Origin of the sequence: Streptococcus sp. 1004_SSPC, from assembly GCF_001069025.1 — a bacterium.
GTDB lineage: Bacteria > Bacillota > Bacilli > Lactobacillales > Streptococcaceae > Streptococcus > Streptococcus vestibularis.
In genome coordinates, this window is sequence record NZ_JWGQ01000061.1 from 1 (window position 1) to 21054 (window position 21054).

Here is a 21054-nt window from a genome sequence, read left to right on the forward strand (position 1 = left end):
GATTCTCTGCTTTCTTGCCAACCTCTCCTTGATATGAATAATACTTACGTTTACGACGAATTCTAGCGGTTAAAACAGCTACTTTCATAAGACGTTGCACCTTTTTATGGTTCACTATAAAACTACAATTTCGCAATTCAAGAGTCATTCGACGATAGCCGTAATTTCCTTTATGCTCACAATAAATTGACTGAATTTCAGCTTTAAGCTCTTTATCTTTATCAAGCCCACCCAGTCTCTTCTCCTGATAGTAGTAAGTTGATTGCGGTAAACGAGCTGTTTCCAGAAGTAAGTCTAGTCGAAATCCTCCTACAACCATTTCTCTATTTCTTCCTTTCTCGCTGTAAGGCTTCGTCCCTGTCTTCTAGCTCTTTTAACTTTTTAGGTACTCTTCCTCTTCTTTTCTCAACAATAGTATACCCATTTTTCTTGTATTGTACTATCCAATTGTTAAGCAATCTTTGATTTGAGAGCCCATAGTCCAGACAAACACTTTGTTGAGCACAACCTTCAAGTAGAACTTTATCAAACATTTCTCGTTTGAATTTAGGAGAATGGTAACGAATCTTTCCCTTTTTGACGATGTGTATTCCATAACGGTCAATTAATTTCACCATGTAATTAGACCAGAGATGTTCACCAAATTGATTTGAAAGTCGTTTAAAGCTTTTTCCTTGCTTTCTCAGTTCATATATTTGAACTTTATCTTCATAAGTCAATTTCATAATAAAAACACCCCAAAAGTTAGATTTTTTCTGTCTAACTTTTAGGGTGCAGTTCAAAATTGGAAAGGCTTTTTTTGATAACTTTAATCACTCATAGAAAAACGATTAGTCATCAAATTACTTGCATCATCTAAAACTTTTGCCAATAGTTTATCTGTTTCTAACTGTATCTGGTCACTAATCTTTTGATTTTCAGTTTCAAAATCAATACTTTCATCATTTTCCAAAGCAGTATCTACACGATTAATCATGGCATGTCCAAGTGCCATAGTTGTTTCGACATAGTCATCCAAATCTGCTTCATGCTGTTGGAAATGCGGATCACAGATTGCAGCAATCAAACGGTTGCTCCAGTAAAAATTACCTGTATCAACCTTATCTGTTGTTTGACGGAAATAAGCAGGTGTCGTTCCGACTTGAGTCCAGAATGGCACCATTGTACCAAATGGCATTGATCCATAGGCTAACCATTGGATACCTGTCGTTTCTGAGGGTTTGTTAGGACGCATTTGCAAGAGAGCCGTTTGACTAGTACGGTTGATACCGATTGGACGGAATTGGCGTTGACTCATAGCGTCTCCTTGAGGTCCATAAGGATCATAAGGCGTATCTTGGTAATGAAGACTCAAAACGTATTTAACATCTTCAACTGTAATTTTACGGTAAGGTTTTTGGCACCATGGAATGAAGAATGATTTTGGATCATAGTCCTTTTCTGGGTTCAAAAATTTCTGCATAGCCCAAGCGCGTGGTGTATTATAATGACGATCCTTATCTCGTTGGCTACCAAAAGCATAACGTGGATTAAAGTGTTCGTTAGAATAGGTTAAATCCAAATGATGCTTATTGATAAAGTTCCGGATATCTGGTGAGGCTAAATAGTCGTCTGGATTTTCAAACTCATAGTGATCGATGCCAAGTTGGTTTGGGTTAGTGACATAGGCATCGTCTGGAACACGTCTGGCAATCCAATGGTGACCACCAATTGTTTCTAACCACCAAATTTCCTCAGTATCTGCAAAAGCAATACCATTTGACTCATATGTGCCATAAGTTTCAAGGAGTTCACCCAAGCGAAGGACGCCTTCACGCGCAGTTTTGATATAAGGCAAGACCAATGTTAACATATCCTCTTCTCCAAAACCATCTTTAACAAGAGGGTCTGCACCGAGTACGCGCGCATTGGTGGTGATTGTTTCTGTTGCACTCATGGCAACATTAGCTGAGTTAATACCAGCCTCTCCCCAGATACCGTCTTTACCAAGTGCATCTGGTACAGAGGTATAACGTAAAGGATTATCTGGCAAATCAATTGAAAACTTGCTAAGCACAGACTGATAATGACGTGGTTGGTCTTCAGGAGTCACTACTAGGAACTCTTTGGGCGTAAAAACGCCTGATTGAGAATCTTCAGTACGTGCAATCATGGTAGAGCCATCATATGAGGCTTTCTTACCTACTAAAATCGTTGTACAAGCCATAAAAGCTTCCTTTCTACTTACAAATCGTCTGCTATCTTATTTATTTTTCTGAGACGATGGTTGACACCACTCTTGGTTAGAGGAGGTTCTATACTATCTGCGATTTGCTGGATAGAGTAATCTGGATTAGCAATACGGAGTTGGGCAATTTGACGCAGTTCAACTGGTAAAACCTCCAAGCCAACCGTATCCATAATCTTGATAATGTTATTTATTGTTTTCATGCTAGCGCTAATTGTCCTAGCAATATTAGCTGTCTCAGCATTATTAGCACGATTGAGGTCATTTCTGGTCTCCCTCATAATTTTGACCTCTTCAAAAATCTCCTTAGAAGTCATGGCACCAATAACGATGAGAAAATCCATAATATCCTCAGCTTTTTGAAGATAGGTTACAAAACCATTTTTATGGCTTAAAACCTTGGCATCAAGCATAAATTTTTTCATGAGAGAGGCTAGATCTTCTGCATGGTCCTGATAGACAGAGAAGATTTCCAATTGATAACGGCCTTTTTCAGGATCGCGTATCGTTCCAGTTGCCAAAAAAGCCCCCCGTAAATAGGACCTTCCAGCCTCGTCATCTTCCATTATTGACGTTTCAATGCCTGTTTCAAAGCCAAAGAAAGAATCTGCTAATTGTAAATCAGACAAAATGTCATTGACATTCTCAGCAACAAAGACAGTGTAAACACGATTTTTCTTGAGATTAGTCTTGTTATAATGTCTCAATTCAGGATTGCAATGGTAGCGATTTTCTATCAACTGGTAGATATGACGAGCAATTTTTGCATTCTCTGTCGAAATAGAGAGAGTCAGTCCTTGATTCGTTAAACCAACGGAACCAGACATCTTAATCAATGCTGACAATTCCGCTATATCTTTACTCGAGGCTGCAATTATCTCTTCTTTAACCTTAATCGTGAAACTCATGACTTCTTCCTCACTAGATGCATAAGCTCTTCCACTACCAAATCGCCATGATGGAAGGCGCCTCCGTTCTCAAGTCGCAGAAAATTAGAAGAAACAATTGTTTTTGCTTCACGACGTAAGCCCTCAAAATCATGCTCAACCTGAACAAGGTATTCATCAAATTTATTACTAGCCATGTATTCCTGAGGAACCTTTTTGATGTTAACCAAAACATTATCAATAACATCAGAGCCAAGATGACGATTGAGAACGGCCACATGGTCAGCATCTGAAAATTGCTCCGTTTCTCCATACTGAGTCATAATATTACAAATGTAAGTGACATCAGCCTTGGTCTCTAAAAGTGCTTGACGAATCTCTGGTATAACCAGATTTGGCAAAATCGATGTATAAAGAGAGCCAGGGCCTAGTACAATCATATCACTATTCATAATGGCATCAACAACCTTACGACTTGCCTTCGGCACCTCTTCATTGTAGGTGTTGGTCACATAGACACGCTCAATCATGCCGTCGTATTGAGAAATGCTACTCTCGCCTGCCACCTCATGTCCATCTTGAAAAACGGCATGAAGGGTTAGAGCAGTCTCGCTGGCAGGATAAATCTTACCTGTAACATGGAAAAACTTCGTTAAAAGCTGCATAGCATTATAGGTAGACCCTTGCATTTCTGATATTCCAGCGATAACCAGGTTTCCAAGTGGGTGACCAGCTAAAGCTCCATCAGTTTGATCAAAACGGTATTGGAAAACGCGTTCATAAAGTTTAGGCATATCACTCATAGCAACCAAAACATTACGCAAATCCCCTGGAGGAGTTAGTTTCATAATATCACGCAGATCTCCTGAAGAACCGCCATCATCAGCCACAGTTACAACAGCGGTGATATCAACATCTTTATGACGCAAACTACGAAGAATAACTGGAATACCAGTTCCCCCACCTATTACTGTAATTCTTGGTTTTTTCATGAACGATTCACCGTTTCCTTACGTCTATCCTTATCACGATGTGTTTCATTTACCGTCCAATCATTTTTCAAATCTTGAGCTAGACGATGCGCAAAAGCTACACTACGGTGTTGACCACCTGTACATCCAACAGCAATGGTAAGAACAGATTTACCTTCTTTTTGATAGCCTGGAAGAATTGGTTTAATGAGGTGACTTAAATTCTTGTAAAAATCCTCTGATTCCTTATGAGTCATAACAAAATCATAAACTTCTCTGTCCAAGCCAGTGAGGTTACGAAGAGTAGGATCATAATATGGATTTGGCAAGAAACGGACATCAAATACCAAATCTGCATCCAATGGCAATCCATATTTAAATCCAAAACTCAAAACTTCAATACGGAAAGAAGATTGGTCTTGCTCAGATGAAAATTGTTCAGAAATTGCCTTACGAAGCTGACGTGGAGTTAGTTCAGTTGTATCCACCACGTTTTGACTCAAACTCTTAAGTGGTGACAAAAGTTCACGCTCTAGCTTAATTCCATCCAAAACACGTCCATCTGCCGCTAGTGGATGACTACGACGTGTCTCTTTATAACGTGAAACTAATTCACCATCCGTAGCATCTAAGAAAAGAATTTTGAAATTGAGTTCCTCATTGCTTTCCAACTGATCTAGAATATCGTTAATTTCGTCAAAGAAAACACGACTACGCATGTCGACAACAAGAGCAATCTTATCTGTCTCTTCACTGTGCTTCAATAGCTCAATAACCTTTGGCACCAGTGAAGGTGGAATATTATCAATGGTAAAATAACCAATGTCCTCAAATGATTGAATTGCTACAGTCTTACCTGCACCACTCATCCCTGTAACAACAACTAAATTAATTATCTTTGTCTTCATGAGTCTCCCTTTCTAGTCTCATTTCTTTCAAAACACGAATATCATCTGATATCTTCTCAACTTGTTGACTAACTGCCATTAGCATTTCTGTCTGCAATTTTTGAATAGTAAGCAAATCTGATTGGTCTTGTTGCACCAAGTGATCAATCTTTTCATGTAAAAGTCGGATTTCTTCCTTTGATTGTTTATTGACATGATAGTCATTTCGTGCTTGCAATCGATCATAATCCGATGCTCGATTCTGACTCATCATAATCAGAGGTGCCTGAACTGCAGCCAGTGTAGATAAGGCGAGATTCAACAGAATAAATGGGTACTTGTCAAAGGCAATACCAAAGGGTTGGACGACATTCAGCCCCATCCAAATCCCCATAAAAGCAATGAATGACAAGATAAAAGTCCAAGATCCACCAAATCTGGCCACTTCATCAGCCACCTTTTGGCCAAAAGTAATTCGACTATCCAATTGTTCCTGGACATCCTGGTCTTCGTATAGCAAACTCTTGGTCACATCATGAACTGTTTCACGCACATGCTCATTTTTCTCATTAGCATTGGAGATAACCTCATCGAGAAAAACTAACCTATAGTCCAAAAGACTGATATTACTTATAAAATCATGTCCTTTTAAATCAGGGTAGTCTTTTCTTAGAAGGACCTGTAAACGACTATTCAGTCGTTCGAAATAAGAACCATCTGTCTCGTCGAACCACTCTTTAGAGATATAATCTTGAACTCTTTTTACCTGCATAGTTTCGCCTTCTTTCTAGGCTTTATTATACCACATTGAAGACTCAAACGTTCAATCTATAAAGTAAAAGAATCCAAGACTAATCTCGGGCTCCTCCTATATTGGGACAATATTTAAAATCTTCTTATTGGTAGTTTAAGGTCCAGTAGTAAGTAGCATCACCAGCGACAACGCAAGCAACTGCTGCTTGGGTAACATCTGGACTCATGAGACGCTCACAAATACCACTGAACCATCAGATTCACGACGATAACAATACCATCACTGTTATATCTGTGTGAAATATCTTTGGCATGTAGAAGAGTTGTGCTATTGTAAAGATCATCAGACCATGTAAGCTCTGGCAAACCTGCTGCTTTACGTTATGCATTGATTTCGTTAAATACAGCCATCGCTGAATCAAGCTCAACATAGTCAGAATTTTCAGTTGGTTCTACATGATAAATAAATTTAACATATCTAAATTAAACATCACTATATTTTTTTGTCGTCAACATAGCTCTTGAGATTAGTTATAATAAATAGTCACGTGCCCAAGCAATGCCCTTAAAAGCGTTGAAGTTGTCAATATCTTCATTTCCCAAGTTACATTACAACCTCAGCCAGCATTGTCTATGAATTTTGGAGCAAAATTATTAATGACATAGCCTCTGAATTCATCAACATTTTGGAATGGAAGATCTTCACCAGCTTCACCTATTCCAACTACATTTTCAAAATATAATTTAATGCTTGATGCATTGTTATCATACATGTACTCGTCATTCTCTACAGAATTATGGAATTCTGGATTAAGCTCTGGATTATCACTTGCAGTGCTATTGTCATCGACAAATCTTGGATCTGAATACATAGGATAATCTGTCGGTGGCAATGTTAGTTTTGGTCACTTATCATAGTCAATATTGGTCTCAGGTGCATATGCTGGTATTTCAAGTTCAGGGACTTCGTAACTTGTTTCTGAACTTGAATCGGCTGTTGAAGCTGTTTCTGAGGTTATTGGAGCTTCAGAATCTATGCTTTAATATTTAAAAGTACCCTCTTACCATTTGAATAATAGTAATAATCGACATCATCTTTCAAATAATAGTGAATATCATTTTCATAACGGTAGTGAGGAGCGTTTCTCAAAATCTCATAACCAATCATTAGTGTATTGTTAGAACCACCATTATTGTTATTATAGTCGCCACCACAAACCCAACAACCGTTATAGTTCACATAGTAGCTACCATCACTTAAGATGTAGTACAAATAACCGTTGCTAAATCGGTAAGCACCTGATTCGTTATAATTGTTATAACCATAATCATATCCTTAGTTATATTCAGAATAATAGTTGTTATACCATGAGTTATAAGTATATCCATTACCATAATAAGTATCAGCTTCAGCATGGTCGTCTTTACCGACCACCATTGGTGCTAGTATGGCTGCTCCTAATACAACACACGAAATTAAACGTAAACTTTTTCTTATTGTTTTCATCCCCATTTAAAAAACAAACACACCTCTTTTAAAGCGACCTCTTACACTGCGTTTTACAACTTAATTGTGAGAAAGAAAGTTTCTATTGTCAAACTATTTCAATAATATAACTTTCTAATATATGACCAATATAATGTCAAAAATATTTTTACTTCCGATACCACTTAATCAATTTTTGGACAAGAAAAAAGTCCATTATTTTCATAAGGACTTTTAGAAAGATATTAACGATTATCAATATTTTCCGGGTAAAGATCGTGATTAAAGAGACGTTGCTCTGCCATCTTTTCATACTTAGTTTCTGGACGACCGTAATTATAATAAGGGTCAATCGAAATACCACCACGAGGGGTAAATTTACCCCAAACTTCTAGGTAACGAGGATTCAAAAGCTCTACCAAATCTTTACCAATGGTATTAATACAGTTTTCGTGGAAATCACCGTGATTACGGTAACTAAAGAGGTAAAGCTTTAGAGATTTAGACTCAACGCAGAGCTGATCTGGAATATAAGAAATATAGATGCTTGCAAAATCAGGTTGCCCAGTAATAGGACAAAGTGACGTAAATTCTGGACAGTTGAATTTGATAAAGTAATCATTATCAGTGTGACGATTATCAAAAGACTCCAAGACTTGTGGAGAGTATTCAAAAATATAAGGTGTCTCCTTATTACCAAGGAGAGTGAGGTTCTTCATTTCTTCTTGTTGTGACATTTTTCTTCCTTTATTGTTAATTTTTCTAGACCTTAATATGGTCAATTTTTAATCTAAATTTCTAATGTTAATCATTAAAAAAGTCAAAATACTATCAATTCTAAGCTTATAGAATGTGAAGATTATACTCCGCGCTCATTATCATAGAGTAGGGTATGAAGCTGAGGGAGAACACGTACATTGCCCCATGAGTCATCGGCAGCTACTGTCTCCCACAGTTCTTTAAGGCGATTTAATTGATGTTGGACAATATTACCCTCTGCTTTCGGTTCAGGATTACCAGCTGAGAGAAACATAACATCTGGTTGATAACGCTCCTGAATCATTTTAGCAAAGGCTAAATCTGCATCATCGAAAACAGGAACCTTGAAGGTAACTTTATCAGGATCCAGCTGGGAAACAATAAAGTCAAGGGTTTCCATATTGACTTCCATCTTGGATGATGGCGGTTTAGGACTTAAGGTTACTTGGTCAATATCCTTTAGCCACTCCTGCCAGCGAGAACCCTGTGTTTCAACGGCCAGGGTTACGCCTCTTGCCTTGAGTTTTGAAACGAGTTGAGCCATATTAGCCGCTAGCAGAGCTGGGTTTCCTCCAGATAGAGTAACATAGTCGTAAGTTCCTAGCGCATCTAAAGCTTCAATAACCTCATCAGCTGTCATTCGTGTTGGTTTTTCTGAACCATCCCAGGTGAAGGCAGAATCACACCAATCACAGTGATAATCACATCCTGCAGTTCTTACAAACATGGTCTTTTGCCCAATAGCTCGACCTTCACCTTGAAAGGTCGGCCCAAAAATTTCAAGGACTGGTAGTTTAAGTACTCGTTCTCTAGTCATCTAACCACTCCCGTCTAAACTCCGCAAAAGCTGTCGGTGTCTCATATAGCCGTACATACTCCAAACGAAGCCCACGCTCCTCCGGAAGATATTCACTAGCCGTCTGAAAAATCCAGAAAACCATATTTTCTGCAGTCGTGTTCATATAAGGCAAAGTCTCATTGAGATAACGGTGATCCAGATGAGGTTCCAAATGATCCTTGTAAATGCTCTTAAGGTCACCAAAATCATAGGTCATGCCACGCTCATCCAAGTAACCACTCACTGCTATTTGAAGATGGTAGGTATGACCATGAAGCGATTTGCATTTGCCTTCATAATGAAAGAGATGGTGGGCAGCATCAAAAGTAAACTCTTTAGAAACCATTGTACGGTGAGAATTGTAAACCAAAGACTCACCTGTTTCTTTTTTGATTTCTTTCGGTGCAAAGAACATTAAGCTTCTCCTCTTTCTGCTAGATATTTTTCAAGTCCTTTTTGGCGCAAATGGCAGGCAGGACATTCCCCACAACCAGTCCCAATAATACCGTTATAACAAGTCAGTGTTTTTTCACGAACATAGTCAAAAGCTCCTAGTTGGTCAGCCAAAGCCCAAGTCTCAGCCTTATCTAACCACATAAGAGGAGTCTGAATAACAAAGTCATAGGCCATAGCAAGGTTGAGTGTGACATTAAGTGATTTGACAAAAACATCACGACAGTCTGGATAACCAGAAAAGTCTGTCTCACAAACACCCGTAATAATGTCAGTAATACCACGTTGCTTGGCTAGAACAGCTGCAAAAGAAAGGAAAAGATGATTACGCCCGTCCACAAAAGTATTAGGAACTTCACCTTCTTCTGCCTCAATCTCAATATCAGATGTTAAGGCATTTTCAGTGATTTGACCAAGCAAAGACATATCCAAAACATGATGCTTTAGCCCTTGTTCTTGCGCAATTTCTTTAGCTACTTCAATTTCCAAGCTATGACGTTGCCCGTAAGCAAAGGTAACTAGTTCAACAGTTTCATAATGTTTTAAAGCCCAAAATAGGCAAGTAGTAGAATCTTGACCGCCACTAAAGACGACCAAAGCTGATTGACGTTTCATAATATTCCTCTTTATTCGTGATGTCTGAGACACATAAAAAGGCCCCTTGGGGGAGCCAAAAAAACGCCAGTAATGGTTTTTTTTAGCGATGGTGTCTCCCAAACATCGAAAATGATTTATCCTTAATAGGATATCATAGTTAAGATAAAAAGAAAAGAGCCAAGACTCTCTTCCTTAATCAATCTCAGCAATAACTTCGATTTCGATTTTAACATCTTTTGGCAAGCGTGCTACTTCCACCGCAGAACGTGCAGGAAAGTCAGATGTAAATGCAGTCGCATAAACCTCGTTAAATGGAACAAAATCATTGATGTCGCTAAGGAAACAAGTTGTTTTGACAACATGGTCAAAGTCTGTTCCAGCTTCCGCCAAAATTGCACCAACATTTTTAAGGACTTGTTCTGTTTGTTCTTGAATCGTTTCACCAATGATTTCACCTGTTTCTGGTGACAATGGTACTTGGCCAGATGCAAACAAAAGATTTCCTACGATTTTACCTTGAACATAAGGTCCAATTGCAGCTGGTGCTTTATCAGTATGAATAGTTTTTGCCATGATAATTCTCCTTCGACTAGTATGTTGTTATTATAGCAAAATATTCTGAAAATTGAAACAGGTATTTTCAAAAAGAAAAGAATTAGCTCCAAACTAATCCTTCTCTTATTATTTCATATACTTTTTGACATAGTCATAGTATTCTGGTTTTTCCTTTTTATTGAGTGCAAAGAGCATTTGCCCTTTCAGAGGCTCCTTGTCATCATTAGGTTGTAAAAAGAGGGCTGTTTCTTTTGATTTTGTTGGGAAAAATATCGTATAAGTCGTCTCTTTCCCTTGATCTTTTACTTTTAACGAAAAATAGGTAAAGTCAGCTTTAGATTTCGGACCATCCACTGTATAGTTATAAACCTGCTCACCAATCTTGAACTTATCTTTCTTAAAGACAATCGTATAATCCTTCTTTAAGGCATCTTGTGCCTGCCAGTCACCCTCTAGTGAGGGAGCAGACTTGCTACAAGCTACCATTGAAACCATACAAAGTAAGGCCAAAAGACCGAGTAACCATCTTTTCATACTTTTGCACTCCTAAAGAATTTTACTTATGGTTTGATACGGTGCAACATACGTGGGAATGGAATAGCTTCACGGATGTGTTTTGTTCCAGCTACGAAAGTAACCATACGTTCAATACCGATACCAAAACCACCGTGTGGTACTGAACCATATTTACGAAGGTCAAGGTAGAATTCGTATTCTGAACGGTCCATTCCGAGTTCATCCATTTTAGCTACAAGAGCATCGTAGTCATCTTCACGCATTGAACCACCGATGATTTCACCATAACCTTCTGGTGCCAAAAGGTCTGCACAAAGAACACGATCAGGATTACCAGGAACTGGTTTCATGTAGAAGGCCTTGAAACTTGCTGGATAATTAACAACGAATGTTGGAACACCAAAATAGTTCGAAATCCAAGTTTCGTGTGGTGAACCAAAGTCATCTCCATGTTCAAGGTGCTCATAATCTGTATCTTCATCATTTTCATGTGCTTGAAGAAGATCAATTGCTTCATCATAAGATACACGCTTGAATGGCTCAGCAATGTATTTCTTAAGAAGATCTACGTCACGTTCAAGAATTTCAAGAGCTTGTGGCGCACGATCAATAACACCTTGAATAAGCGCTTTAACATATGCTTCTTGCAAGTCAAGAGACTCATCATGTGACAAGAACGAATACTCGGCATCCATCATCCAGAACTCAGTCAAGTGACGACGTGTTTTTGATTTTTCGGCACGGAAAACAGGACCAAAGTCAAAGACACGACCAAGAGCCATAGCACCAGCCTCAAGGTAAAGCTGACCAGATTGGCTTAGGTAAGCAGGTGTACCAAAGTAATCCGTTTCAAATAATTCTGTTGAATCTTCAGCTGCATTTCCCGACAAAATTGGACTATCAAATTTGATGAAACCATTTTTATCAAAGAATTCGTAAGTTGCGTAAATAATCGCATTACGAATTTGTTGAACAGCCATTTGTTTACGTGAACGCAACCAAAGGTGACGATTATCCATCAAGAAGTCAGTTCCGTGTTCTTTTGGTGTGATTGGGTAATCATGTGATTCACCGATGACTTCTACTGCTGTCACATCCAACTCGTAACCAAATTTTGAACGTTCGTCTTCTTTGACCACACCAGTCACATAAACTGATGTTTCTTGGCTAAGGCGTTTAACAGTATCAAATTTTTCAGTACCTTCTTCTTCACCGTATTTTTCGATGAAGTTAGGTTTGAAAGCTACCGCTTGGAAAAAGGCAGTTCCATCACGCAATTGAAGAAAGGCCAATTTCCCTTTACCTGATTTGTTAGCTACCCATGCACCGATAGTGATTTCTTCGCCCACGTGTTTAGGCACATCAATAATTGAAACTAATTGTTTAGACATGTAATTACTTCTCTTTTCTTTTGATTTATATTAAAATTTATTTTTCCATAAATGCTTTGATACGACGAACAGCCTCTTTCAGAGTATCTAAATCTGTAGCATAACTAAAACGAATATTTTCAGGAGCACCAAATCCCGCACCTGTCACTAAAGCTACCTCTGCCTCTTCAAGGATGGCATTGGTAAAATCATTGACATCTGTATAGCCTTTGATTTCCATAGCTTTTTTAACATTAGGGAAAAGGTAAAAGGCACCTTGAGGTTTGATAACTTCAAATCCGGGTACTTCAGCCAAGAGTGGATAAATCGTATTTAAACGTTCTTCAAAGGCTTGACGCATCTCTTCGATAGAAGACTGATCACCGGTTAAAGCTTCAATAGCAGCGTATTGAGAAACTGCTGTAAGATTTGATGTTGTTTGGCTAATAATCTTCGCCATTCCTGAAATAATTTCTGGATCTCCTACAGCAAATCCCACGCGCCAACCTGTCATAGCATAGGTCTTAGAAACGCCATTAATCACAATTGTTTGCTTACGAATAGCATCTGACAAGCTTGAAATTGGTGTGAAAGTATTGCCATTATAGACCAATCGGCCATAAATGTCATCAGCTAAAATCAAAATATCGTGCTCAACCGCCCAGTCACCAATTGCTTGCAATTCTTCCTTACTATAAATCATTCCTGTTGGATTTGATGGAGAATTAAGCAAGACAACTTTAGTTTTTTCAGTACGGGCTGCTTCAAGTTGTTCAACCGTTGCTTTAAAGTGATTAGCTTCAGTCGTTTGGAAAGTGACCGGAACACCTTCAACCATTTTAACTTGGTCTACGTAAGAAACCCAGCAAGGTGTTGGAATAATGACTTCATCACCAGGATTGATAACCGTAGCAAAGAAAGCATATAAGATAAACTTCGCACCAGTGCCAACAACAACCTCATTTGGTTTTACAGCATAGCCATAGAAGTTTTCCATGTAAGTGCTAATCTCATCCTTAAGTTCTGGGAGTCCAGAAGCTACGGTATAGAAACTTGCCTTACCATTTTCAATAGAGGCAATGGCAGCATCTTGAATGTTCTTAGGTGTCACAAAATCTGGTTCACCAAGTGTCAAACTCAAGATATCACGTCCTTGAGCTTTAAGAGCTTTAGCACGCGCACTGGCAGCTAAAGTAACACTTTCTTCCATTTGTAATACACGATTTGATAATTTTGTCATTTCATTATAGTCCTTCCACTTTAATAACCTGACCTGAGATAAAATCAACCAGATAATACTGGGTTCCTGACTTCACTTCCCAAATAGGAGTTTTGCCATATTTTCCTAGGTGGACATAGGATATATCCTTAGCACCATAGGCTTTAGCTGCTTTTTTAGCCACTGACTTACTAATACCATCCGATTGCTTGTAGATATCAACCTCACCTGAATCATGACTCACGATAACAGCCAGTTTCTCACCTTGACCAGACTTTCCAAGAAGTCCGTAGTAGGTTGCCTGACCGTTGTAGATATTAAATTCAGAAACAGTATGAAGATCAGCTTTGGTCTTAGCTATGGCAATCACTTGCTTCTCAGCATCGACATAGGGCTTTACCGCAACAACTAGCATTGCTGTAATGGACACAATTACAGTCACAACAAGTACAATCATTCCAAAAATAAGCTGTTGCTTTTTTGTCCACGGTTGTCGTTGTTTACGCATAATGCCTCCTAAAAAAGTTTCTGAATTTATTATATCAGAAAAAGAGAAATCTTTACATAGCTATATCACTGGTAATAACTATCTTTTTATGACTCAGGAAATGCATAGAAACTCTGTCGTCTTAGAATATCTTTGCCTAAGAAATTAGCAGTCTTTTTCTAAGAATTCTTGAATGTCCTCTTTCAGCAGCTTAAATGGGGCATGTTTTAGGATGATTTCTTGTGACACTTCCTTTATGAACAGTTTTCCATAGCTCTTAACTAGGGGACGATTATCCATTAGTAAAATAGCTGATCGCTGTTCTGGTCTTCTTTGGGCACGGCCAATAGCCTGTTTGAAACGTAAAACCGTCATCGGGAGACTGTAACTATCAAAAGTACTTCTTCCTTGCTTAGATAACAAAGACTCTATTTTTTGATAGAAAGGATCTTTAGGATTGTCAAAAGGAAGACGTGTGATAACCTCGATAACCTTATCTTGTTGAGCAAAATCAGCACCCTCCCAGAACGACCCCATACCAAGTAAGAGATTAGTCTCACCTTTATCGAAACGTTTTTTGACATTAAAAGCTGTCCCATTTTTCTCTTGAGTCAAGTGATGAACTTTCCTATGATCTAACAAATCAGAAACAGCTATCATACTCTTTCGAGATGTAAATAATACTAAAATAGGATATCCCATTGCAGATAGTTTCTGGAGTCGCTTTGCAATCGCTTCTCCATATTCTTCTTCAGAAGAAACACCAATCATAGGCATGGTTTGATCAATCCAGATAGCTTGATTTGGTAAAGTTTCCATTGGAAGCCTTACTTTACGTACCTGACTTAGTCCTAATAAATCAGCCACATCGACGTCTGGACCAATATCAATTGTTGCTGAAACGATTAACACTTTTTGAGCACTTGGGAGATAACTTGATAATTTCAATAGCTCCTGACGTGAAGCCTTTAAATAAGTAACGCGATGTTCCTGATAATAGTCTGTTTCAAGCCAAAAATGACTGTAAAGCGGTGTGTTCAATGGTGACAGCATCTCCATCACATCACTCTCACCTTCAAGTTCAGAAATGGTTTGAAGCAAACGATTTAATTGCTGTCGATTATACTGCTTCTGAGGGAATCGTTGATGCTCTTGAATTAAATGGCTCACTTCAAACTGCAAATTTTCAAGCAAACGCTGTTGCAACAAAGTCTGACTATCACTATCAAGAATACGATGAATCTGTTGCAAAAGAGTCGTAAGATTGACTTGATGACGTGAAAACTGTTCCAAAGCCAGAACCATCTTTTGTCCTTCATCAATCACAAGAGTCTTTCCTCGAACAAAATCATGGTCATCTTCCATACGTGTCAATAGATAAGCATGATTGGTTACAACAACTCTAGCTTCTTGACCTTTTTGATAAGACTGCTTCCAAAAATCGTAACCTGCAAAAAGACTATCTGCCTTTAGCTTACCATCATGTTTGATTTCATCAAAATAAGCCATGTAGCGTTGTTTCTGTTTAATTTCGTCAAGATCACCAGTTTCGGTTTCAGTCAACCAAACTAAAAGTTGCATTTTATAACGATTAATCAAACGGTTACTATCCTGACGTAATAAGGTATGGTAAAAAGCATCTAATTTGATATAGTTCGTTGGTCCTTTGAGACTATGAAAGCTAATGTTAAAAACTTCTGCTAAGGCCTTAGCCTCCTTACTCATAATCTGATTTTGAAGAAGCTTGGTCGGAACAGCTACTACTACTTTATCGACATCGGCTTGTGCTAACAAGGGGAGCAGGTAGCCATAGGTTTTCCCGATTCCAGTTTGAGCTTGAATCATTGAAATATCAGTATTGTCAAGTTCCCTCCTCACTGTCTTCGCAAATTCCTCTTGTTTAGATCTTGATTCCAAACCTAAGAGAGCAATATTAGTTTCAAAATCTTGAGAAAGCTTACGTTCCGACATGTAAGTCAAAGGTCTACGAAGTACGATACCAGATTCCTCAAGCATGACATATTCCTTTGAAAGACTGTTAGTTTTACCTTTTATAGCATCACGAATAACCAATTCAGACTCAAAAAGCAAATTATCAGAAAATGTCAAAAGCATATCAATGGTCTGTCTAGGTAAGCTAGCAATCTTATCCATCAAATGAAACAAAAGCTGTCCTGTAGCTCTCGCATCTTCAATTGCTGTATGAGCTTGTGCTAAGTCAAGATTTAAGACTTGTGATAAATAAGAAAGTTTATATTGTTCTAGCGTCGGATAAAAGACCTGAGCCAATTCTACCGTATCAACACGTGGTGTCCTTAGTTCGAAGCCCTCCATAAAAAGTGCCTCTGCAAGCAAGTTAGCATCAAATTTTACATTATGGGCAACAAAAATACAATCCTCAATCAGTTCAAAAATGGTTCTAGCAATTTCTGAGAAATCTGGTGCCTGAGACAACTGTTGATCAGTAATTCCTGTTAAGTGAACAATATGATCATCAAGTTCTTGGTGTGGGTTAACGTCACTCGCAAATTCATCAATTACCAGACCGTTTTGCATGATGACAATTCCCACCTGAATGATACAAGCCGTTGATGAAGCCGATGTAGCTTCCAAATCAACAATGGCATATTTATTCGTGTTTTTTTCACTCATAGTGACCTTATTATAGCATATCCAAGACACCAAAAAAAGACAAAACCATCATTCTGATATTGGAAAAAGCCTGAATTTCGTGCTAAACTAGAGCTATGAAAATAAAACGAATTTTAAATCCTGTTGCCCAGGAAAATACCTATATTTTAGAAAATGAATCAGCCAGCTTAGTCATTGATCCAGGAAGCAACACTTCAAGTATCTTAGCTGAACTCGAGGAAATTGCTAAACCTGTTGTGGCTATCCTCTTGACCCACACGCACTACGATCACATTATAAGCGTCGAAGCTGTCCGTCAAGCTTATAACCACCCACCTGTCTATGTCGCAGAAACTGAGAAAGACTGGTTAATGAATCCTGTTCATAATTTGTCTGGTCTTCCACGTCATGATGATATGGAGGATGTTATTGTCAATCCTGCTGACTACTACTTTGATTTTATCAAGGACTATAACATCGGCAACTTCCAGTTTAAAGTCGTTCCAACTCCTGGACATTCTATCGGTGGAGTTTCCTTTATCTTTGAAAAAGAAGAAACTGTTTTTTCTGGTGATGCCCTTTTTAAAGAAACAGTTGGGCGATGGGACCTTCCTACAGGTAATCACGACCAGTTACTTTCTAGCATTCAAGAGCAACTCTTCACTCTTCCTAATCACTATCGCATTTTCCCAGGCCACGGATGGGACACAACTATCGGTCACGAAAAAGTCTTTAACCCACATTTTTCATAAAAAGAAAAGCTCATCACTGCTGTTCTCATTTCGGCAAAGTTGGGCTTTTTGAGTACAGAAAAGAAGGCCCAAGGGCCTTCCTTCTCATCAGAAACTCTTTTGAGTTCCTATTTAGATTTGATATAGTTAACACCATCTGCTTTAGGTGCAACGGCTTTACCGAAGAATGCAGCTAAAACAATAATTGTCAAAATATATGGTGCAATTTGCAAATAGACGTTTGGTACATGTGAAATAACAGGTAACTGTTTTCCGATGATTGCCAATGATTGTGACAAACCGAAGAACAAACTTGAGAGCATAGCTCCAACTGGATTCCAACGACCAAAAATCATAGCAGCCAAAGCGATGAAACCAGGACCAGCAATAGTGGTAACGGCAAAGTTATTTGAAATCGATTGGGCGTAAACCGCACCACCAACACCACCAAGGAAACCAGAAATCATAACACCGTAGTAACGCATACGATAAACGTTAATCCCAAGTGTATCTGCAGCCTGTGGATGCTCACCTACTGAGCGAAGACGCAAACCAAAGCGAGTCTTGAAGATAACCCACCATGACACAACTGAAACCAAAATAGCTACATATGCAATCAAGGAAACGTTCGTAAAGAAGACTTTACCCAAGATTGGAATATGGCTCAAAATTGGAAATGATACAGTTTTAAAGTTATGGCTAATAGCTGGTGTTTGACCGGCACCAAAGATAACACGTGTCAGAAAGACTGCTAAAGATGGAGCAATCAAGTTCAATACCGTACCAGAAACAACATGGTCCGCACGGAAATTAATGGTCGCAACCGCGTGGAGCAATGAGTAAACAAGACCAATAAGACCTGCTACAATCGCGGCAATCCAAGGAGTTGCATCACCAAAGCTATCTGCAAAATTCAAGTTAAAGATAACACCTGCGAAGGCTCCAATAACCATGATTCCTTCAAGACCGACATTTACGATACCACCTCGTTCAGAGAAAGTACCACCGATACTTGTGAAAATCAATGGTGCTGAGTATTTCAGCATAGAGGCAACAATCAAGGCTAAAATTGTAATGAAGTCCATATTAGTTTTGTCCTCCTTTAGCTTTCACTGACTTATGACGAGGGAGAACCCAATATCTAATAATGTAGTTAGCACCAACAAAGAATATAATCAAAGCAGATACAACGTCGATAACCTCAGAAGGCACACCAATCATACCACTCTTACCTACAGACAAGACACCATAAAGAAGGGCAGCAAACGGAATACCAATAGGTGAATTAGTAGCCAAAAGAGCAACCGCCATACCGTTCCAACCAATTGCCAATGAAGAGTTTTGAACAAATGCATTTTGGAAGGTACCAAGTCCTTCTACTGTTCCTCCAAGTCCACAAAGGGCACCTGAAATAATCATAGACATAATAATAACACGTTTTGATGACATCCCTGCATATTCAGACGCATGAGGGTTGAGACCTACAGATGTAATTTCAAAACCAGTTGTTGTTTTCTTGAGCATGAACCAAACAAGGAAAACTGCTGCAAGAGCAAGGAAGAAACCAATATTAAAACGTGAGCCACCAGTTAAAGATGATAAGAATTCTGTTTGGTAGCTTGCAGAGGATGCGACCTTATTAGATGCTTCTGATGAACGCAACATGTCGGCTGTAAAACCAAATCGAACAATATTATTTGCTACATACAAAATGATGTAGTTCATCATGATGGTAACAATGACCTCACTAGTTCCCAAATAAGCACGAAGAATACCCGGAATTGCACCAGCGATACCACCAGCTACAAGACCGATGATTACTGTACAGAAAACTGAAACCACTTTTGGTAATTCTGGAAACTCTAATGCAAACCACACAGCAGAGGTCCAACCAGCTAAGGCTTGCCCTGGCAAACCAACGTTGAAAAATCCTGCCTTAGATGCTACAGAGAAACCAAGTGCAATCAGAATCAATGGACTCATGGCACGTAGAATTTCACCGATATTTTTCAAAGAGCCAAAGGCCGTTGAGAAAAGATCGTAGTAAGCCCAGAATGGGTCGTAACCAAAGATTAACATCAAAACAGCACCGACCAACATTCCCAAGAGAACAGCAATTAAAGGAACTGCCCAATTTTGTGTTTTTTTAGACATTTGCTTCCTCCTTATTCAATTGTCCACCAGCCATAAGGATACCAAGATCTTGCTTATTGGTTTCAGCAGGATCTAAGATACCTTGAATTGCACCATCATAGATAACAGCAATTTGATCTGACATATCAAGAATTTCATCCAATTCAAAGCTGACAACAATGACAGCCTTACCTTTATCACGTTCAGCGATAATACGTTTACGGATGTACTCAATGGCACCAACATCAAGACCACGAGTTGGTTGACTTACAATAAGAAGATCTGGATTACGGTCAATTTCACGGGCGATAACTGCTTTTTGTTGGTTACCACCTGACAAATCACCACCGGCGATTAATTCTCCAGCACCACGAACGTCAAATTCGTTCATCAATTCACGAGCCTTTGCATTTATGATATTATAATTCAAAATACCGTTCTTAGAATTAGGCTCCTTATAATAGGTTTGAAGAGCAATATTTTCAGCAACTGTCATCTCAAGAATCATACCATCACGATGGCGATCTTCTGGAATATGACCGACACTCATCTCAGTAATCTGACGTGTAGTCTTATGAATGATAGACTCACCCTTAATAGTGATGTCACCAGATTTAATTTTACGAAGTCCCGTAATTGCTTGGACAAGTTCTGTCTGTCCATTTCCGTCAATACCAGCGATACCAATTATCTCACCAGCACGCACATCTAACGATAAGTTTTTAACAGCTGGAACACCTCGATTCTCATTAACCACCAAATTTTTAATAGAAAGAACCACTTCTTTAGGATTTGAAGGAATTTTATCTGTCTTAAAGGAAACATGACGACCAACCATCATTTCAGCCAAATCGGCATTTGTAGAGCCTTCAATAGTAACTGTATCAATTGACTTACCACGTCTAATAACCGTAACACGATCAGAAACCGTACGAATTTCATCCAACTTATGGGTGATAAGGATAATAGACTTACCTTCCTTAACCAAAGTTCTCATGATGTTTAAAAGCTCCGTAATTTCAGAAGGTGTCAAAACGGCTGTGGGCTCATCGAAAATCAAAATATCAGCACCACGGTACAAGGTTTTAAGGATTTCAACACGTTGTTGGGCACCGACAGAGATGTCTGCAATCTTAGCTGATGGATCAACCGCCAGGCCGTATCGTTGAGATAATTCTGTAATTTCCTTTACAGCCTTCTTCATATCAAGAACACCACCAGATTTGGTCACTTCACTACCTAAAATGATGTTTTCAGCAACTGTAAAAGCTTCAACCAACATAAAGTGCTGGTGGACCATCCCAATACCCAATTTTGTTGCTTTAGACGGTGAATCAATCGTCACAGCTTGCCCATTTACCTTAATTGTTCCGCTTGTAGGCTGTAACAGACCTGCAAGCATATTCATCAAGGTTGACTTACCTGCACCATTTTCACCGAGGAGGGCATGGATTTCTCCTGGTCTCACATCGAGATTGATGTGATCGTTTGCAACAAATTCACCAAATTTTTTGGTAATGTCGTGCATTTCAATGACATTTGGCTTGGTCATAC

The 21054-nt window shown here is 38.8% G+C and carries 21 protein-coding genes and 1 pseudogene; 1 reads left to right on the top strand and 21 read right to left on the bottom strand.

All coding sequences use genetic code 11. The annotated features are described in order from the left end of the window. From ADF62_RS11140 to ADF62_RS04580, 18 genes and pseudogenes are all read right to left on the bottom strand, one after another. Positions 1 to 725, bottom strand: a pseudogene (locus ADF62_RS11140) (IS3 family transposase); the annotation flags it as partial. Between the two features lie 83 nt (positions 726 to 808). After that, on the bottom strand, positions 809 to 2206 hold the full coding sequence (locus ADF62_RS04505) for a C69 family dipeptidase (RefSeq protein ID WP_048788198.1): 1398 nt from the start codon (positions 2204 to 2206) through the stop codon (positions 809 to 811). 17 nt (positions 2207 to 2223) lie between these two features. Continuing rightward, on the bottom strand, positions 2224 to 3135 hold the full coding sequence (gene whiA, locus ADF62_RS04510) for a DNA-binding protein WhiA (protein WP_003097366.1): 912 nt from the start codon (positions 3133 to 3135) through the stop codon (positions 2224 to 2226). Next, positions 3132 to 4106 (bottom strand): YvcK family protein, encoded by a 975-nt coding sequence (locus ADF62_RS04515; protein ID WP_048788199.1) that lies wholly within the window; start codon positions 4104 to 4106, stop codon positions 3132 to 3134. Before ADF62_RS04515 ends, whiA begins: the two co-directional genes overlap by 4 nt. Further along, entirely contained in the window at positions 4103 to 4993 is an 891-nt protein-coding gene (gene rapZ, locus ADF62_RS04520; RefSeq protein ID WP_003093833.1) for an RNase adapter RapZ, read from the bottom strand. Before rapZ ends, ADF62_RS04515 begins: the two co-directional genes overlap by 4 nt. After that, positions 4974 to 5744 carry a DUF1003 domain-containing protein gene (locus tag ADF62_RS04525; protein WP_003093760.1) on the bottom strand — a complete coding sequence of 257 codons (771 nt, stop codon included), beginning with the start codon at positions 5742 to 5744 and terminating at the stop codon, positions 4974 to 4976. Before ADF62_RS04525 ends, rapZ begins: the two co-directional genes overlap by 20 nt. A 598-nt stretch (positions 5745 to 6342) precedes the next feature. After that, the gene (locus ADF62_RS10270; protein WP_003097369.1) at positions 6343 to 6597 is read right to left on the bottom strand and encodes a hypothetical protein; all 255 of its coding nucleotides are present in this window, start codon (positions 6595 to 6597) and stop codon (positions 6343 to 6345) included. Positions 6598 to 6758: 161 nt separating this feature from the next. Continuing rightward, positions 6759 to 6998, bottom strand: coding sequence for a hypothetical protein (locus tag ADF62_RS10275; protein WP_003097371.1), 240 nt, complete (start codon positions 6996 to 6998; stop codon positions 6759 to 6761). Positions 6999 to 7456: 458 nt separating this feature from the next. Beyond that, positions 7457 to 7948: a preQ(1) synthase gene (gene queF / locus ADF62_RS04535; protein WP_003097375.1), complete on the bottom strand. Its 492-nt coding sequence runs from the start codon at positions 7946 to 7948 to the stop codon at positions 7457 to 7459. Positions 7949 to 8070: 122 nt separating this feature from the next. Further along, positions 8071 to 8787, bottom strand: a complete 717-nt coding sequence (queE, locus tag ADF62_RS04540; protein WP_003097376.1) for a 7-carboxy-7-deazaguanine synthase QueE — start codon at positions 8785 to 8787, stop codon at positions 8071 to 8073. Continuing rightward, on the bottom strand, positions 8780 to 9223 hold the full coding sequence (queD, locus tag ADF62_RS04545; protein WP_003097378.1) for a 6-carboxytetrahydropterin synthase QueD: 444 nt from the start codon (positions 9221 to 9223) through the stop codon (positions 8780 to 8782). The genes queE and queD overlap by 8 nt, the downstream gene beginning before the upstream one ends. After that, complete coding sequence (queC, locus tag ADF62_RS04550) at positions 9223 to 9876, bottom strand: 7-cyano-7-deazaguanine synthase QueC (RefSeq protein WP_048675580.1); 654 nt, start codon at positions 9874 to 9876, stop codon at positions 9223 to 9225. The genes queD and queC overlap by 1 nt, the downstream gene beginning before the upstream one ends. A 174-nt stretch (positions 9877 to 10050) precedes the next feature. Next, the gene (locus ADF62_RS04555) at positions 10051 to 10431 is read right to left on the bottom strand and encodes a RidA family protein (protein WP_002891112.1); all 381 of its coding nucleotides are present in this window, start codon (positions 10429 to 10431) and stop codon (positions 10051 to 10053) included. A gap of 108 nt (positions 10432 to 10539) precedes the next feature. Next, a complete protein-coding gene (locus ADF62_RS04560; protein ID WP_003097384.1) occupies positions 10540 to 10947 on the bottom strand; it encodes a hypothetical protein in 408 nt (135 codons plus the stop codon). 26 nt (positions 10948 to 10973) lie between these two features. Then, entirely contained in the window at positions 10974 to 12320 is a 1347-nt protein-coding gene (gene asnS, locus ADF62_RS04565) for an asparagine--tRNA ligase (RefSeq protein WP_003097385.1), read from the bottom strand. A 37-nt stretch (positions 12321 to 12357) separates the two neighbouring features. Then, positions 12358 to 13539, bottom strand: coding sequence for a pyridoxal phosphate-dependent aminotransferase (locus ADF62_RS04570; RefSeq protein WP_003097388.1), 1182 nt, complete (start codon positions 13537 to 13539; stop codon positions 12358 to 12360). Between the two features lie 4 nt (positions 13540 to 13543). Continuing rightward, on the bottom strand, positions 13544 to 14026 hold the full coding sequence (locus ADF62_RS04575) for a DUF5590 domain-containing protein (protein ID WP_003093469.1): 483 nt from the start codon (positions 14024 to 14026) through the stop codon (positions 13544 to 13546). 144 nt (positions 14027 to 14170) lie between these two features. After that, positions 14171 to 16657: a bifunctional DnaQ family exonuclease/ATP-dependent helicase gene (locus ADF62_RS04580; protein ID WP_003097393.1), complete on the bottom strand. Its 2487-nt coding sequence runs from the start codon at positions 16655 to 16657 to the stop codon at positions 14171 to 14173. 95 nt (positions 16658 to 16752) lie between these two features. Here ADF62_RS04580 and ADF62_RS04585 point away from each other — a divergent pair, with 95 nt between their 5' ends. Further along, complete coding sequence (locus ADF62_RS04585) at positions 16753 to 17388, top strand: MBL fold metallo-hydrolase (RefSeq protein WP_003093355.1); 636 nt, start codon at positions 16753 to 16755, stop codon at positions 17386 to 17388. A 107-nt stretch (positions 17389 to 17495) separates the two neighbouring features. Here the strand turns inward: ADF62_RS04585 and ADF62_RS04590 are convergent, their stop codons facing one another. The 3 genes from ADF62_RS04590 to ADF62_RS04600 are packed head-to-tail and all read right to left on the bottom strand — an operon-like array spanning position 17496 to position 21052. Beyond that, positions 17496 to 18452 (bottom strand): ABC transporter permease, encoded by a 957-nt coding sequence (locus ADF62_RS04590; protein WP_003093997.1) that lies wholly within the window; start codon positions 18450 to 18452, stop codon positions 17496 to 17498. A 1-nt stretch (position 18453) separates the two neighbouring features. Further along, positions 18454 to 19521, bottom strand: coding sequence for an ABC transporter permease (locus ADF62_RS04595; RefSeq protein WP_048788200.1), 1068 nt, complete (start codon positions 19519 to 19521; stop codon positions 18454 to 18456). Further along, positions 19514 to 21052: an ABC transporter ATP-binding protein gene (locus tag ADF62_RS04600; RefSeq protein WP_003093565.1), complete on the bottom strand. Its 1539-nt coding sequence runs from the start codon at positions 21050 to 21052 to the stop codon at positions 19514 to 19516. The genes ADF62_RS04595 and ADF62_RS04600 overlap by 8 nt, the downstream gene beginning before the upstream one ends. Positions 21053 to 21054 lie beyond the last annotated feature (2 nt).